13 protein-coding genes are annotated in these 16655 nt (G+C 57.9%); 7 read left to right on the plus strand and 6 right to left on the minus strand.

Features of this window, described 5'->3' with window-relative positions:
• The first annotated feature begins 123 nt into the window (after positions 1 to 123).
• The 6 genes from HKD40_RS12990 (at position 124) to HKD40_RS13015 (ending at position 5684) form a co-directional block, all read left to right on the plus strand.
• The gene (locus HKD40_RS12990) at positions 124 to 870 is read left to right on the plus strand and encodes a sulfite exporter TauE/SafE family protein (protein ID WP_169196200.1); all 747 of its coding nucleotides are present in this window, start codon (positions 124 to 126) and stop codon (positions 868 to 870) included.
• An 81-nt stretch (positions 871 to 951) separates the two neighbouring features.
• Entirely contained in the window at positions 952 to 1863 is a 912-nt protein-coding gene (locus HKD40_RS12995) for a LysR family transcriptional regulator (protein WP_169196201.1), read from the plus strand.
• Between the two features lie 117 nt (positions 1864 to 1980).
• Positions 1981 to 2901: an ABC transporter substrate-binding protein gene (locus HKD40_RS13000; protein WP_248306548.1), complete on the plus strand. Its 921-nt coding sequence runs from the start codon at positions 1981 to 1983 to the stop codon at positions 2899 to 2901.
• Positions 2902 to 2980: 79 nt separating this feature from the next.
• Positions 2981 to 3943, plus strand: coding sequence for an iron chelate uptake ABC transporter family permease subunit (locus HKD40_RS13005; RefSeq protein ID WP_169196202.1), 963 nt, complete (start codon positions 2981 to 2983; stop codon positions 3941 to 3943).
• Positions 3940 to 4929: an iron chelate uptake ABC transporter family permease subunit gene (locus HKD40_RS13010; RefSeq protein WP_169196203.1), complete on the plus strand. Its 990-nt coding sequence runs from the start codon at positions 3940 to 3942 to the stop codon at positions 4927 to 4929. Before HKD40_RS13005 ends, HKD40_RS13010 begins: the two co-directional genes overlap by 4 nt.
• Positions 4926 to 5684, plus strand: a complete 759-nt coding sequence (locus tag HKD40_RS13015; RefSeq protein WP_169196204.1) for an ABC transporter ATP-binding protein — start codon at positions 4926 to 4928, stop codon at positions 5682 to 5684. The genes HKD40_RS13010 and HKD40_RS13015 overlap by 4 nt, the downstream gene beginning before the upstream one ends.
• Here HKD40_RS13015 and HKD40_RS13020 read toward each other — a convergent pair.
• Both HKD40_RS13020 and HKD40_RS13025 read right to left on the minus strand, forming a co-directional pair.
• On the minus strand, positions 5675 to 7339 hold the full coding sequence (locus HKD40_RS13020; protein WP_169196205.1) for a diguanylate cyclase: 1665 nt from the start codon (positions 7337 to 7339) through the stop codon (positions 5675 to 5677). The two genes, HKD40_RS13015 and HKD40_RS13020, sit on opposite strands and share 10 nt — an antisense overlap.
• A gap of 81 nt (positions 7340 to 7420) precedes the next feature.
• Complete coding sequence (locus HKD40_RS13025; RefSeq protein WP_169196206.1) at positions 7421 to 8248, minus strand: TIM barrel protein; 828 nt, start codon at positions 8246 to 8248, stop codon at positions 7421 to 7423.
• A 116-nt stretch (positions 8249 to 8364) separates the two neighbouring features.
• On the opposite strand from HKD40_RS13025, the gene HKD40_RS13030 reads away from it, so the two are divergent.
• Complete coding sequence (locus HKD40_RS13030) at positions 8365 to 9135, plus strand: DeoR/GlpR family DNA-binding transcription regulator (protein ID WP_169196207.1); 771 nt, start codon at positions 8365 to 8367, stop codon at positions 9133 to 9135.
• Here the strand turns inward: HKD40_RS13030 and HKD40_RS13035 are convergent.
• From HKD40_RS13035 to bcsA, 4 genes are read right to left on the minus strand one after another with little or no spacing between them, the layout of a single operon-like run.
• Positions 9132 to 11207: a cellulose synthase gene (locus tag HKD40_RS13035; RefSeq protein ID WP_169196208.1), complete on the minus strand. Its 2076-nt coding sequence runs from the start codon at positions 11205 to 11207 to the stop codon at positions 9132 to 9134. The genes HKD40_RS13030 and HKD40_RS13035 overlap by 4 nt on opposite strands.
• Positions 11207 to 12250: a glycosyl hydrolase family 8 gene (locus HKD40_RS13040; RefSeq protein WP_169196209.1), complete on the minus strand. Its 1044-nt coding sequence runs from the start codon at positions 12248 to 12250 to the stop codon at positions 11207 to 11209. The genes HKD40_RS13035 and HKD40_RS13040 overlap by 1 nt, the downstream gene beginning before the upstream one ends.
• Positions 12247 to 14493, minus strand: a complete 2247-nt coding sequence (locus HKD40_RS13045; RefSeq protein ID WP_169196210.1) for a cellulose biosynthesis cyclic di-GMP-binding regulatory protein BcsB — start codon at positions 14491 to 14493, stop codon at positions 12247 to 12249. The genes HKD40_RS13040 and HKD40_RS13045 overlap by 4 nt, the downstream gene beginning before the upstream one ends.
• On the minus strand, positions 14490 to 16652 hold the full coding sequence (bcsA, locus tag HKD40_RS13050) for a UDP-forming cellulose synthase catalytic subunit (RefSeq protein ID WP_169196230.1): 2163 nt from the start codon (positions 16650 to 16652) through the stop codon (positions 14490 to 14492). The genes HKD40_RS13045 and bcsA overlap by 4 nt, the downstream gene beginning before the upstream one ends.
• Positions 16653 to 16655: the final 3 nt, after the last annotated feature.

A 16655-nucleotide genomic window follows, 5' to 3' on the forward strand; every position in this document is an offset into this window, starting at 1 on the left:
GTATGACTGTTTTTCCGCATTGTTGGAGAATGACGGCATATTGGTCACGCATGGCCCCATGCCTAAGCAGCGATGGCCAGAAAGATTGCGCTGCGCCATGGCTTGGCGTGAGGAGAAACTTCAATGCCCGCGTTTGCCACTATCGCCCTGATCGCCGTCGCTGTTTTAACGACATCGACTATTTCAGGCGTGTTCGGCATGGCGGGAGGGCTGATCCTACTGGCCCTTTTGCTCACGCTGCTGCCCGTAGCGACAGCAATTGCTGTTCAAGGCGCAATCCAAATTCTAGCGAATGGCTCGCGGGCATGGCTATCGCGTGAGCATATCGACTGGCGCATCCTCTCGATCATCTGCGCGGGGCTATTTTGCGTTGGCGTCATCCTCTTCACCATTCGCTACATGCCCGATCTGGCAACGGTTTACATCGTCATTGGGCTTTTGCCGATTTTGGTCTGGATCCCCAATCAATGGCTGCAGCTTGACGCCAGCAAACCGTTTCACGCCTTTCTCGCTGGTTTCCTTGGTGGCGGGCTTAACCTCACAGTTGGTGTTGCCGGGCCAACCATCGACATTTTCTTTATTCGCACGCAGATGGACCGCCGCCGGATTATTGCGACCAAAGCCGCGTCGCAGGTTATCTCCCATGCGGCCAAAGTGGTGTTCTATTCGGGTCTCGCTGCGGCCATGGGAATGGGCGACTGGCTCATTGTGCTGATCGCTGCGCCCTTCGCATTTGCGGGGACCAGTCTGGGCTATCACATCCTGCAGCGCATGACGGACGCGGGATTCCGCAAGTGGACACGGCTCATCGTTACCGCCATTGGCCTCTATTATTTGGTGCGCGGCCTGATGATGGTTGGCGGGGTCTGATTTCCTGTGGGATTACAGGATATTGCTAAAAGCGGTTCACACATTTGATGGCATTGGATTATGGTGGCTTAGGGAGACACCATGGCACCATTCGACAGCGTAACCGCACGACTGATTTTGCTCTTGGCAGAGACCGGCTCTATCGGCCGCGCTGCAGAGCGAGAAGGTATTGCATCTTCAGCGGTTAGCCGCCGAGTTTCGGACCTTGAGGCGCGCCTTGGCGTTGTGCTTTTTGATCGCTCCGCTCATGGCGTGAAGCTGACAAAAGCAGGTGAGGCCTATGCCGATGGGTGTCGGACCGTTCTACGATCGATCGCGGATCTTGACGCCATCATGGCCGATTTCAGCTCGGGGTCGCGCGGTAGCCTGCGGCTGGCATGTACTGGCTCTGCACTAACTGGGCGGTTGCCTGAGTTGCTGGCCAAGTTTGCCGGCAAGTATCCGGGCATTGAAATTGCAATTCGCGAGATGGGCGCGGCCAAGGCGCTGATGGCGCTCGACGAAGGTCAGGCAGATGTCGCTATTGTCTCGGACAATTATGACTTTACGCGTTTTGATATTCGGCCTTTTGAAGACGAGCGCGTCTGGGTATTGGCACCACCAGAACATCCCCTCGCGGAAAAGATCGAGCCGCGCAAAGCCCTCGCATTTGAGCACGCTCTTCCTTATCCAATCGTCGGCATCCACCGGACCGGCTCGCTTGATCGTCTGTTGAGTGAAGCGGCAGAAGAACAGGGAAAGACCCTAAACGAGGCTCTGCGGGTTGAGAGCTTCCCGGCGCTCGTACGCATGGTTGAAGCGGGATTTGGCATCGGCTTTTTGCGCTCAACGAGCCTCCATTTATTGGCTGGTACAGATCTGGTCTGTGCACCTTTGGCTGAGCCTTGGGCAATGCGGCAATTGCTGGTCGCGCGCCGCAAATCCTCCCCTCTTTCAGCGGCCATGAAAAGCTTTATTGCATTGGCTGGAGAGACTTACCTTCCCAACACATAAATAAGAACATCGATCTCATGTTTTCCTTTGACTCGCCGAAAAAGCGAGTCTAGGAAACCGGACAAGCACTCTCAACAAAGGGTGTTCAGTTCACTCAACCTCGATTGGATCGATCTCGTGAGCACATTGTTCCGTTCCACTGCCGTAGCTGCAGCGCTGTTTGCTGGCGCTCTTTCGATGGCCACCTCGGCTATCGCTCAGGATAAGGTTATCGCCCACGCACAGGGTGAAACCACTATTTCGGGCGTTCCGGAAAAGGTACTGGTTCAGGACTGGGCCGCGTTTGACAATCTTTCCGCTCTCGGCGTTACCGTTGCTGGCATTCCGGGCTCGAACGCTCCTGGTTACCTTGCTCCGAGCATTCCTGCTGACGCGGCCAAGATTGGCTCGCTGCAGGAGCCAGACTTTGAAGGCATCGCAGCTCTCGAAGCCGACCTTTACATCGTAGGCGCTCGTTCGCGTAACGCTTACGAAACAGCCAAGGAAATCGCTCCAACCGTTGACTTGTCGGTCGACAATGGCGCGATCATCGATGGCCTCAAGACCAATTTGACCAAGCTTGGCGACATCTTCGGCAAGCAGGACAAGGCAGCTGAGCTGATCGCCAACGTCGACGCTAAGGTCGCCGAAGTGAAGGCCGCTGCTGAAGGCAAGGGCACCGCTCTGGTTGTCGTCACCAATGCTGGCAAGCTCGGCGTATATGGCCCAGACAGCCGCGTTTCCTGGCTCTACAATGAAGTCGGCATGCCATCTGCTCTCGCTGCGGTCAATGACGGCGACCACGGTGGCGACGCTGTAACCTTTGAATTCCTGCTCGAAACCAATCCTGATTGGGTCTTCGTTGTCGACCGCGACGCCGGTGTTGGTAACGAAGGTGGCGCGAAGGCTCTGCTGGACAACGAACTTTTCAACCAGACCACTGCTGCCAAGGAAGGCAACATCGTTTACGTTGACCCACAGGCCGCTTACATCACCATGAATGGCTATTCGGCAGTAATGCTGCTGCTGGATCAGGTTTTGTCTGGCCTCAACGGTTAAGCTTTGCATTCAGGGGGCCGACTGGTTAGACCGGTCGGGCCCTTTTCTATTTCCAGTAGACGGAAGAACGGAAAGCCGATTGCCCGCTCTTATCGCCGCCTTTTTTGTCACGATCGCCTTGGCGATCGTCAGTTTATTTGTTGGCGTCAGTGATGTTTCACTGACGTCATTGTTGTCTGGTGGGATGGACGGTCGTCCGGGCGAAGTGCTGCTGATCAGCCGTATTCCGCGCACCATTGCTTTGGTCCTTGCAGGCGCCTCTATGGCGATCTCGGGCCTTGTGATGCAGATGATCGTGCGCAATCGTTTTGTCGAACCAGGCACGACGGGTACGAGCGAGAGCGCGACGCTCGGATTCCTTACCGTTACCCTCTTAGCGCCCGGTTGGCCGCTGATGGCCAAAATGGCCGTCGCAGCGCTGTTTGCACTGGGGGGCACGGCTCTCTTCTTGCGTGTCTTGCGCGCCATACCACTGCGCGATGTGCTGCTAGTACCGCTGGTGGGCATAATGCTCGGTGGCATTATTGGCGCGCTTGGCGCCTTTATCGCCTATCGCGCCAATCTCATGGGCTCGCTACTGGCGTGGAACATGGGCGATTTCTCCGGCGTGATCCGTGGCCGCTATGAACTGTTGTGGTTCGGGTTGGCCGGATGCGTTCTCGCTTACATCGCCGCAGATCGGTTCACCGTAGCAGGCATGGGCAAGGATTTTACCACCAATCTTGGGCTCAACTATAGGCATGTGATGTTCCTCGGCCTGCTGATTGTTTCGGTGGTGAGCGCCGTGGTCCTCGTCTCGGTCGGGTCAATTCCCTTCCTTGGGCTGATTGTTCCGAACCTTGTGAGCATGCTGATCGGCGATAATATGCGCCGCACGGTGCCGTGGGTCGCTATTGGCGGCGCGGGCATGGTGCTGGCCTGCGATATCGTCGGGCGCATCATCCGCTATCCCTACGAAATCCCAATCTCAGTGGTTATGGGTGTGGTTGGCGCAGTGTTGTTCCTCTACCTGCTGCTCCGGACGCCGCGAGGTGCAAAATGAGCACCGCTGCCATGTCGACCAATCCCCTAGCGCGGCTCTCGCGGCCTGCCTGGGTCCTTATTATTCTTTCGGTTCTTGCCGTTGCGTCCGTTGTGCTGTTCATGACCCTTGGGGCTAAAGGCAGCTGGAGCTTCATCTTGCCGTTCCGCGGCAAGAAGCTGCTCGGTCTCGTGTTGGTGGCCTATGCGGTTGCCGTCTCGACCGTGCTGTTCCAGACAGTGACCAATAACCGAATTTTGACCCCCTCAATCATGGGCTTTGACGCGCTTTACGTGCTGATCAAAACCTCGATTGTCTTCTTCCTCGGCGTCGGCGCTCTGACATCGATCTCAAGCGAGTTGCAGTTCATCTTCTCGCTCGTCGCAATGGTCACTTTCTCCGGCCTGCTCTTCCGTTGGTTGTTCCTCGGCGAAGAGAGAAGCCTGCACCTCTTGGTTCTGGTTGGGATAATTTTCGGTACGCTGTTCAGATCCTTTGCAAATCTCATGCAGCGCATGATGGATCCGGGCGCATTCAACGTCTTGCAGGACACGCTGTTCGCCAGCTTCTCGACGACTGATCCTGCGCTTCTGGGCATTTCCTGCGTCATCGTCGGCGTCGTCAGTGTGGTCGGCTTCCGCATGATGCATGTCTATGACGTGCTCAATCTGGGCCGCGCGCACGCTATCAATCTGGGCGTGGACTATAAGCGCACCATCGCCATCATCCTCGTATTAGTGTCGATCCTCGTCTCGGTTTCGACCGCACTTGTCGGCCCCGTCACCTTCTTCGGGCTGCTGGTTGTGACGCTTGCGCACTCGCTCATTGGCAATTCACTTCACCGCTTTGTGCTTCCCGCTTCGGTGCTGCTTGGGATAATTGCTCTGGTGGGCGGGCAGACCCTGCTCGAACGCGTATTCGCATTTGACACTGCACTTTCGATCATCATCGAATTCCTTGGTGGTGTTGTCTTTATTGCCCTCGTGCTGAGGAGATCCGCCCGATGATTATTACGTCGGAAGTCACCAAGAATTACGGCTCTAGCTGCGTCGTCGACGGCGTTACACTGGAGCTGCCACAGGGTGGCGTGACCTCCATCATCGGCCCCAATGGGGCGGGTAAGTCGACACTTCTGTCCATGGTTTCGCGCCTGATGGCGATGGACAAAGGCAGCGTGACGATCGGCGGATTGGACGTGACCACGGCCAAGAGCGATGATCTGGCAAAGCGGCTCTCGATCCTCCGCCAGGACAACCACATGACGGCGCGCCTGACCGTTCATGACCTAGTGTCATTCGGACGTTATCCGCATTCCAAGGGGCGGCTTAATGTGCAGGACAAAGAGCATATTGACCGCGCAATCAAGTACTTGGACCTAGAGGCACTCTCAGGGCGTTTCCTTGATGAACTTTCTGGTGGCCAACGGCAGCGTGCTTTTGTGGCGATGGTTTTGGCGCAGGACACGGACTATGTGCTGCTCGACGAACCGCTGAATAATCTCGATATGAAGCATGCCATGGGCATGATGAAGCTAATGCGTCAGGCCGCTGATGACCTTGGCAAAACAGTAGTTTTAGTGTTGCACGACATCAACTTCGCCTCTTGGTACTCAGACCATATCGTCGCCATGAAGCTGGGCAAGGTCGCCGCTCAGGGGACGGTCAAAGAGATCATCAAGCCGGAAGTGCTCAACCCCATTTATGAAATGGATATCAATGTGCACGAAATTGGCGGGCAGTTGATCTCGGTCTATTACGGCTGAGCGGGCAAACCGTCCTCATAGCAGACGATACGGCCCCGTCCCTCGGCCTTCGCCGCGTAGCAGACGGCATCGGCTTCGCCCATGAAGCCAAGCACCGATGCGGGACCCGAAGTGATGAGTGTCAGACCGGCGCTGGCTGAAACACGATGGACCTGCCCTGACCATTCAAAGGCAAGCGCTGTGATGGCGCGGATGATCTTCTCGCCGACCCGCAGGCCGTTTTCCCTTGAGCAGCCATTGAGGATGATGGCGAACTCGTCGCCGCCAATGCGTGCCACTGTGTCATGGGTCCGGCAGCAATCGCGAATGGTCTTGGCGACCATCTTCAGCAGCGCATCACCGGCGGCGTGTCCGGCCGTGTCATTGACCGGCTTGAAATGGTCGAGGTCAATGAAGATCAGGCAGGACGGTTTTTCGGTCTCACGCGCTGCAATAATCGACCGGGCCAGCGCCTTCTCGAAGGCGGCGCGATTGGTGAGATCGGTCAGTGGGGCGTGGCTGGCAGTATGGGCCAGCTGGCGCTGCAGCGTGCGACTATGCGTTACATCCTGGAAAATCAGCACGGCACCAATGACTTGATCGGCACTACCGATGACGGGGGCGGCGGTGCAGCGGATTTCGCGGGGCGTGCCGTCAGTTCCGATGAGCTCGGCATCGTCTTCCACCCGGATGGCCGCGCCTGGTTTAAGGCAGGCCTGCACCGGGCATTCCATCTTCATACCACTGGCGTGATCCTGGAGGTTGAGCACGTCGCCTACGGGCAGGCCGCGCGCTTCCGCAGCGCTAATGCCGGTGAGATGCTCTGCAGCGGCGTTCATGAAGTCCACCCGCCCTTCGGCATCGGCCGAGATCATGCCATCGGCCACCGAGGCCAATATGATGCGCAGGCGCTCCTTTTCCTCAGCCAGTTCCTGCTCGACCATCTTGATATGGGTGATGTCGGTATCAGTACCGATGGTCCGCAGCGGCTCGCCGGCCTCATCCCATTCGACGGCCCGACCGCGGCTGAGAATCCAGACATAGGAGCCGTCCTTTCGGCGCTCACGATATTCGAGGCCCTGGAAAGTTTCATCGCTCTGAGCCTGACGGTCGATATTGGCTTTCACCGCAGGCAGATCGTCCGGGTGAATGCGGGAATGCCAAGCAGCCGTGGCGCCGTCGACCCATTCGTCCGGACCAAGGCCGCGCATCAGACGCCAAGCGGCGGAATAGAAAATGCTGGCAGTACGGTAGTCATAGTCCCAGACGCCCTGACGGGCGCTCTGGAGGGCAAAGCGCCAACGCTTTTCGGTATAGATGAGGGCTTCTTCGGCCTTTTTCTGTACGTCGATACTGGCGAGCTGCAGGATGAACAACGCCACCTTAGATGTCGCCTCAAAGCGCTGTGCGGCGACCAGCACCCATATCGGGTTGGCGTCGGCGTGGCTGAGGCGATGTTCTCCATGCAGGGACGATATTTCCCCGCGCACCAAGCTCTCGAACTGTAGGCCTAGCGCGGTATCGTCAGTGGGATGGACGAGATCGGACAGGTTCCGACCCTCCATATCTGATGACTGACGGCCCAGGAGGCCGGCACAGGCGGGATTGGCATGCACGATGGCACCGCTTGCCTCGATCAGCATCATCCCGAAGGGCTGGTGATCAAAGATACGCACTGCGTCCCTCAGGGCCCCATCCATCCACTGGTTCTGGGCTGCGGCAGGTAAAACCCTATGTGGCGGTACCATGACTGTCGCTCATTCCAACCTGGAAAGGATGAAATCGCGCTCTTTAGCAAGGCCGTGCCATTCCGAAGGCTCACGCGCATCGAAGATGAGTGTATAGCGCCCCTGATATCGCGCTGCCTCAGCAATTGAGATGCACTGAGCGTAGTCGTCTTGATTGAGCACGCCATCGATGAAATCGGCCTTGGCGTGACACAACTCTGCGCGTGGGAAGATGGATTTGAGTTCGGCGTATTTATTGGGGCCAGTAAAATTGCCGAAGTCTGCCAAGAGGCCAACACGGCCATCCAGCCGATCGAGAAGCGTGTGGACGCTTTCTGGCGTTGAAAGCAGATCGTACCAGTTCTCGGTGACGATGCGCGTCTCGCCGCTGTTGGCTTTGAGAAGATTTTTGAAGCCTGCCAATGAGGCCGCCAATGTTTCGGGGCGAGGCTTTTGCTTACCTGCAATGACGCGTGCGTTTTGCGCGCCCAAAGCATTGGCCACTTCCACCCATCCGGCAATCCAATTGGTATCGCGCTGGTGATGGATTGGGTCGGTCATGTCGCCTGCATCAATGAGCAGGGTTTGTAACGTGACCTTGGCGATGTTGAGCTGATCGCGCAATTCAGCAAGGTAGATGGGGTCTCGGCTGCGCAAATGAAATGAAACAATCTCGAGCCGGTTATAACCATGATTGGCAAGTACCGAAGGCAGGCCGAGCAATGTTTCGGTGCCCGAACCATATGTTTCGGCCATCCCCGTAACCTCATTACTATCGAGGTCGTGGGGATAGGTGGTGCCCAACAGCCGATGGAGCGACCATGTAGACACAGCTATTCGGTGCGCAACTTCGGTCATTTCAACATCCTCCTAGTACTAGGATTTCATGACCTGAAGAGGAGAGCAAGCACAGATCGACTTAACGGAGCGGTTGGTTTCGTTTAAGGAGAAAACGAAAGAAGGACACCACGCCGATGACACCCTCACTGCGACAAGCGAAAATTGTAGAACTCGCGCGCGAGCTGGGTGAAGTGACCGTTGAAAGCCTCGTCGCAGCGTTTGGCGTGACTCCTCAAACGATCCGCAAAGACCTCAATATTCTGTGTGACAGAGGCTCGCTCAAGCGCACTCATGGCGGGGCGATGCACCCTTCAGGCGTTGAGAATGTTGAATATGAGGCGCGGCGACAAATCGCGACCAATGAAAAGCGCGCTATCGGGGAGGCTGCTGCTAAGCTCATTCCCGACAATGCGTCGCTGCTGATCAATATTGGTACGACCACCGAAGCCGTGAGCCAAGCGCTGAGCGAGCATCGCGGGCTGATGGTGATTACCAATAATATCAACGTAGCCAACCGCTTGCGGGTTGTGCCCAGCATTGAAGTGGTGATCGCCAGTGGCGTGGTTCGCCCGTCCGACGGCGGCATCGTGGGGGAAGCGGCGGTCGACTTTATCCGTCAGTTTAAAGTCGACTTTGCCGTCATCGGCGTTTCGGCCATCGATAGCGACGGTTCGCTCTTGGACTTCGACTATCGTGAGGTGAAGGTCGCGCAAGCCATTATCGCCAATGCGCGCCATGTCATCGTGGTGTCCGACTCGACCAAGTTCACCCGCACTGCGCCGGTGAGAATTGGGCATTTGAGCCAAGCGCATAGCTTCATCACGGACGCCTGCCCCCCTGCAATCCGGCAGCTGTGCGCGGAGGCGGGGGTGACAGTGATCGAGACGCAATTGCGCTCGAACTAGTAGATCATAAGGGCTTGTTCAGACAGACGTAGGCCCTCGGAAGCGTCGCCAAAGCCTGTGGCTGCCACCGCTTTGAAAATGCGGCGCGCTTCGCGGTAGAGCTTCATGTGGTAGTAGCTCCAGGCACGCAGGGTCAGAAGGTCATTGCGCTCTGGAGCGTATTGGCCACGCAGGTTGAGATATTCAATCGCTTTGACATAGTCGCCCGCCGCATAAGCGGTTTGGGCCTTTTGCGTCATGATGCCGATTTCGAGCTCGACAGCGCGGGCACTTGGAAGCGGCGCTGAGGCGGCGGCAACGGCGGCATTATCGGGCAGTCCCATACGCATATAGGCCAGCGACTGACCATAAGCGGCATCGCTGCGTGTGGCAGCAGCGGAAGACTGGAGCGCGCGTGCAAAGGCTTCAGCGGCTTGCGCCGGACGGTTGAGGCCCATCAGGCACCACGCCTGACTAAGCGCTGCACCGGGGGAAAGGGACGCCGCAGGCACTGGGTTCTGACAGGAGCGAGAGCCTCCACCACCGGAGCCGGACGTGCCAGACGCAGCGGTGCGCGGCGCAGAACTTGGGGTTGCGGCAGGACGCGCAGCGACCGGTTTGGCGACGACGTCCTGTACCGGCGCCGTTTGCGTATCGGGGCGCGAACCGTCGACGACGCGCGGGAATGCGGCAATGCGCTCAGAACGGTTGCCCCATTGGGCCTTGATCGCCTGAACCGTATTGAGGTCGCCGGCAGCATTGGAGGCAACGAGCAGACCATAAGCGGCTTTTTCGAGATCTGGCTGCCAGCGCAGCGAGAGGGTGAACCACTCGATGGCTGTCGTGACCTGATCAAAACCATAGGCATACCAGCCCATTTCCTGCGCCGCATTGGCATTGCGGGTCGAGGAAATGGCATCAACCATGCGTCCAAGAGCATCACTATCGAGCGACACGCGGGGTTCGAGCGACAGCACTGCAGCTACGGCGTCGAGATACATGGCCGACATCTCATCGCTGAGATCGGAATAGGGCGCGAGGATTTCCTCGGCGACGCGATAATCGCGCAATTGCAAGAGAGCCGCGGCGAGCGCTTGGGCCGACGCTTCTGAGGGGTCTTTTTCGAGCGCCTGTTCAAACAGACGGCGCGCTTCGTTCGGGCGGGCGCGTTCGAGCTTGTAGAAGCCAAAGAGACGCAGGTCTTCTGCCGAGGATTGCTCATTTATAGAGCGTTCAAAGAAAGCCACGTCGGCGGGCGAGACCGGTACGCCGCCGACTTCCAGCGAAGAGGCGATGGCCGCACGGGCCAGATCAAGGCGCAGCGGTTCAAACTCGCCAACGCCGTTGGCGTCCTTCTTTTCGAGCTCGAAAAGGGGGCTCAACTGAGCAATGTCAAAATGCGCCTTGGCTTTTTGAATGGTCGACAGGCGCTCTTCGGCAGATGTGCAATTGGTGAGAATGTATTTATAGGCGTCGATGGCGCGGTCATCGGCATCGGTGGCGACAAAGGCATCAGCTAGGCGCCAAAGATTGTCGATGCGCTCGCAGGTCAAAAGCTCTGGGGTATTGGCCGCCACGGTGATGACAATCTGGTGCTCACCGACATCGGACGCGTTGCGCAGCTTGACCTGCGCCTCGGCCAGATTGAGCTCTTTGAGCAAGTCCGGGGTTGGCTCGAAACTTGGATCGGTCGCCTGACGCGCGACAATGGCGGCGCGTGTGCCCGCGTAATCGCCAGCGTTAAACAGCTCCCACATGCGAAGAATATCGCGATCTGGTGAGAAGTCTTGAGCCAAGGGGTCTGCGGGCGGCTCCCAATTGGGATAAAGCGCGCGCAGACGCTCGATTTCGCGGTTCATGCGCTCGGTGTCGCCCTGCTGAGCGAAATAGCGCAATGCCGTTTCATCGACCTTCGGACCTTGCGGGACCGGGGCGGCGCTCGGCTGTGGCATTGGCACAGGCTCGGCTTGGGCAACGACAGTTTGGACGGGTGTATCGGCATGCGGGAGGCGCTGCTTGCCCTGCTCGGCCACGACAGCATAGCTAACGCCGCCGATGAGCCCGATAATGACAAGCGGAATAGTAAAACGCATCAATAGCCTCCGCCCAGGCATAAGGGTTCATTGCGGCGCAAATGATCGAGCAGCAACAACTGTAATGTCGAAGCGTAGTAGCTGGTTGCCTGCAAACTGCGTAATTCGACCGGAATGGGTTTGCGCGCTGTCACGCAATCAATGGCGGCAACGATCAGTCGATAGCCTGGCTCGCCAATTGGCTCCACAGCCGCTCCATTAATGACGTTGATTTTATTCAGCGTGTCCCCTGTCGCACTGCGTCGAATGGGGCCGAGAAAACCGGGATTGGCACCAGCGCGGATCAGATAGAGCGGGATACGGATATTGTTGTAACCAAACTCAGCCGGATGGTTGGGTGCGTGCACCACCCCACCATTTTTTAGCTGGATCCAATCGCCGGGAACACCGGCTTTGCTCACCGCGGCACGGCGCAGGATATCAAGACCAGCCTTGGAGATTGCGGCCCAATCGGTGGAGCTATCGACCTTGGCAAAGAGATCAAGCGCCTCAAACACCCAATAGGACGGGTTTAGGATCGGAGACGAACCGTCCTCAGGGATAAAGCCATATTGACCCGGCAAGATGGCAGGACCGGCCTCACTCGGCACAATCATCGTGCGGCCGACCGTTTGTATGATGGCGAGCGCACGTTGGCGATAGGCGTCGTCCGACCACTGCTCAGCGGCGAGCAGCAGACCATAAGCGATCAGAATATCGCCATCGGTGGCATTATTGGTGTCCGAGACATGCGGATCGGCGGTCGGCTCCCAGCGCCATGCAGCCAGGCCATCATTGCGGATCAGCAACTCGGTATCGGTGAAGGACCAAATCCGTTCAAAGCTGGCGCGATCATCGGCGAGGACCGCCAAGATCATGCCATAGCCCTGCCCTTCGCTATGGCTGATACTGCCATTGGCGCGATCAATGACGCGGCCGTTCTGCTCGACATAACTATCGAGATACAGGCGCCATTCGTCGGCGTGGATTTGTGGGCTTTTAGCGACGGCTGGCATGACAGCAAGTCCTAGAAAAGCCAGAACAACGAGCGGCAGACACTTCATTCTCGGCGTCCTACGGCATTCAGAACAAACGACGTTGCGAACATGAGCAAGACGCCCATGGCCATGATTGCCACGGCAAAGAACAGAATATTGCCAGAGAACCAGTTCGCAGCGACAAGGCGCATGTTAGCGAAAGAAAATGGCTGCGTGTTCACAAGGGTGTGATTGCTCGACGGAACGACTTGGACACCATCGGCATTGCGGGCCACTTCACTGATGCGGCCAGAAATTTTTCGCCAGTTGTCAACGACCAACATCCGCTCAGAGCCTTCGAGCAGGACCGCGCTATCGGCGGCCGTCAGCACCGTCCAAATGCCACCCTCTGGCTGACGCACTTGGGAGAGCGCAGCAGAATTGGCGGAAATGGTGCGCGGGCCGTTATCAAGGGCGCGGATGCGCAGGTCATCCAAGTTCAGACCCAAGCGTTGCGATAGCCAATCGGCAGGGCGGCGCCAAGCCGAGGTTTCGGCTTGCGGGGTCGCGAACTGATCGAGCGCCCGCTCATTGGGCGATTGGGCCGGAGCCGATACGCCCGAAATGCCGGTGCGACCGGAAATGGATACGGGCATGGCGCTAAGCGGCATGACAAGAATAGCGTTTTTGTCGGGGGTCAGCGCCGACTGGGACATAACCTCAACCGGCAAGATCGTGTCGGCGGCAGCGGCCACGCGGCCGAGAAGCTGCATGGCTGCGGTGAGATCGGTTTCGCCATCGCTGACCACAACCGGGACTGTGGGCTGCTCGGAATAGGGCCAGCCAAGTCCGGTGAAGACTTCAAGATTTGGCAAGCTGGCAGCGCGCGCAAACTCTGGCATGCGCAGGAGCGTGGAATTGGACAGAACGAAACGCGTGGGGGCCTGGCCGGTCCAGCCTGGCTGGCAGACCGCATCGGAGGCCGTCAACAGATTGACCCTGATGTCGACGACGTTTCGGCCTGGGCGCATATTGGTCATGGGTATCCGCATGACCGTATTACGCAGGATGCCGCTATCGGTGCGCAGCAAAGGCGTGGCCGAGGCGATCTGGCCATTGGTGTAGATATTGATCTCGCTCTCCGGCTCCACATCGGCCGAGAACGCCGCATCAAGGACCAGATCGAGCGTACCGTAGCGGTAGGCGTAGAAGTCTGCCGGTAGATCAAACTGCAAGCTGGTCGAGAAATTGCGCCCATTGAACTCAATGGTTTCGACGCCCAATTCGCTCAGCGAGATTTCCATGCCACCTTCAAGGCGCGGATGCGGTGTCGCCAAGTCGATGCGCGGACGGCTGGCGCCGCCGGGCGCCGCGATCGCGATGGCTTCGCCAGCTCGTTCGATCGCCTGCCAATCCGGCCCGGAGACAACCAGCGTATTGGCCTGGCTTTGCACCGCAATCATTGCGGCAACGGGACCGGTCGTCGCCTGAGGTGCTGCGCCGGCAACCGCGCTAGGCAGTCGTTCGGCAGGCATAACCACAACATCGAGAACGCCGGGGCGTGCTTGGGCTGAAAGCTCGGTGGCGCGTTCGACCTTCAAGCTTGGCACGCGCATGGCCAGCGACAATTGCTGGGTCAGACGCAAGAGCGCCGTGCGGGCACGACTATCAGTATGATCCGCTGTGATAACGCGGAGGGTCGTCGTGCCGTTCTCATCGACACCCACAGCGCCGAGATCGGACAATTGGCGGATGACGCCGACGTTGGCACCCTCAAAGCGCAGACGTGCACTGGTGCTTTCGATATCGGTCCACAACTCATAGGTCGAGGCGATGGTGCAGTCAGTGCGGTGACGCTGGCTGGCGGCAAATTCAATGACGTTTGGACCCGGACGCAGAATGCCTTGCGGCACAGCAAAGCTCAGTGCGCTCGGCTGGGAGGGCGAGGCAATGGGGGACTGGGCGATTTCAACCGAGTTGATGCGCAGCTTCACCGAACTGTTCTCAGGGGCGACAACAACCGCATTGAGATAGGCCAGATCGAGCGTGGCTGGGGCCGCGGCCTGTTCAGCCGTCAGATAGACGACAACAGAACGGCGCACTTCTTCGCCTGCCAAATTGAACGTGCGTTCTGGCAGAATGGGACGCGAAAAGCTGACATTGACCGGTGCGGGAACAGCATCCGTGCTGGTCGCTGGGAGCGGCACGGCAGGGCTTGGTGCTGCAACGACACGATCGCTTTCCGGCGACATGTCGAACTGCGCCTGCGCCCCAACTGAGAGCAAGGTGGAGGTCAGGAGCGCCGTGGTGAGGAGGATGAGCTTTTTCATGGATTTGTCCTGCTCGACCCAAACCGCAACAGATAGCCTAGACCGCGTCCAGTTTGATAAAGCGCCATGCCGACAAAGCGCAGAGTGCCGCGAATGAGGCCAATATTGATTTGGCGCTGCTTCTGACGCTGCAGCCAAGTGCCAGAGTTTGCGTAGAGCAAATCTGCAATAAGCTCATAGTCCTTGCCGGACTTGGGCATATAGCGCGCACCCAACACCACCGCTTTGCCTTCAGATTTTGTCGACGCCACGAAGATGTGGAGCTCTCGCGCTTCACTTTGCGAGAGAGGGGTGAACCGCACCACCGCACCAGCGCCTCTGCCCAAGCCCGAGGAATTGGGTAAACGTATGGCAAGGCCACCGGTCGAGACGTTGATGATATTGCCACGCAGCCATGTGCCATCGGTACCTTGGACTTCGCAGCGCCGATCAACATTGATGCGGCGGCTGGCGCGCTGTTCGCGGCGCTCGGCAACTACGCCCAAAGCGCAACCGGCGATAATGAGATTGAAGATGTTCCAGCTGCCCACCACCATGGTCACTTCGGCCTGATAGGGCTGTGTGGTGATCTTGTAGATGGTCATTGCCAGTGCGGCGACGAGCACAACAAAGATGATGTAGAAGGGACGCGACAGCTCGGACAAGCGCGAGACATCGACGCTTTCATCCTTGGACGTGACCTTGAACGAAGGCTTGGATGGATTGCGCACCACCGACAGCAGCGCGCCGAACAGGTGCACCGACTGAATATACTCGTAGAGCTCGGAAATCCACGGCCAGCGCCAGCGCCCAAAGAGCGAGTTCTGCATGACCAAGTTCACGATGAAATAGGTCAGCGTATAGGCGGTGAACTCACCGGCAGAAGCGGTGAATATCTGCAGATCAAGGAAGAGATAGCAGAATGGCGCGAACAAGAAGATCATGCGCGACAGCGGGAAGAGCCAGAACATGGTCGAAGACATGTAGCTGATGCGCTGCTCGATCTTTAGACCGCGCTTGAACAGCGGGAAGCTGAACAACATGATCTGCATCATGCCTTGCGCCCAACGGGTGCGCTGCCCAATGAAGCTGGCGAAAGTTGCCGGCTGCAGGCCCGCAACCAGCGGACGATCGATGTAGATCGAGTTCCAGCCACGGCTGTGCAGCTCAATGGCAGTCTCACAGTCTTCCGTGATCGAGCGACCCGAAAAGCCGTTGGTATGTTCAAGCGCTTCACGGCGCAGCAGCGCTGCTGAACCACAGAAGAACGACGCATTCCAGCGATCAAGACCGCGCTGAATGATGCCGTAGAACATTTCGTTCTCCGACGGCATCACCTCAAAGGTGCGCAGGTTACGCTCAAGCGGATCTGGATTGAGGAAGAAGTGTGGGGTCTGCACCAGGAAGAGACGCTGATCACGATCGAAATACGGGACGGTTTCCTGAAGGAAGTCTCGCGCTGGCGCGTGGTCAGCGTCAAAGACAGCGACGAATTCGCCTTTAGACTGCGACAGACCGTAGTTCAGATTGCCAGCTTTAGCGTGCTCGTTGGCTGGACGCGCCAGATAGGACACGCCGAGCTCCTCGCACAAGGCGCGCAGCTGGGTGTAGCGTTCTTGGGCAACAGCGGCGAGTTCTGGATCGGGATGCGAGCGCTTGGCATCGGTGGCACCATCATCGAGCAGCCAGACGGTCATTTTGTCTGCTGGATAGTCGATGGCCTTGGCAGCGGCCAAAGTGCCCGCCAACAACTCATAATCTTCATTGTATGTGGGGATGAAGATATCGACCGTTGGTACACGATCATTGGGTCCAAGACGGACTGAGCCGCGTGGCGGAATGGGCTTGAGCACGACAAACAAGCTCAAGAACAGCATGACGATGCAGTACATCTCAGCCAGATACAGGATCAGGCCGGGAATAAAGTCGGCGATCTCATAATAGGGCGGGATGGTGCTGGTTGTGCGCCAATAGGCATAGCGCAGCACAATGATCGTACCGAAGGTCAGCAGCAGCAGCCGCCAATTGCCCCCAAGGTCCAGAAGCTTGATGACCAGCATAGCCGACAGGAGCAGCACTGCCATGATCAGGTGAACTTGTAGACTCACCGGGATGGCAATGAGCGCTAGCGTGGCAATCGCGATTGCCAGCCATGCAAAAATTGTGAGGGCCTTCGAAATTTT

It is taken from the genome of Devosia sp. MC1541, assembly GCF_012847305.1.
Lineage (GTDB): Bacteria > Pseudomonadota > Alphaproteobacteria > Rhizobiales > Devosiaceae > Devosia.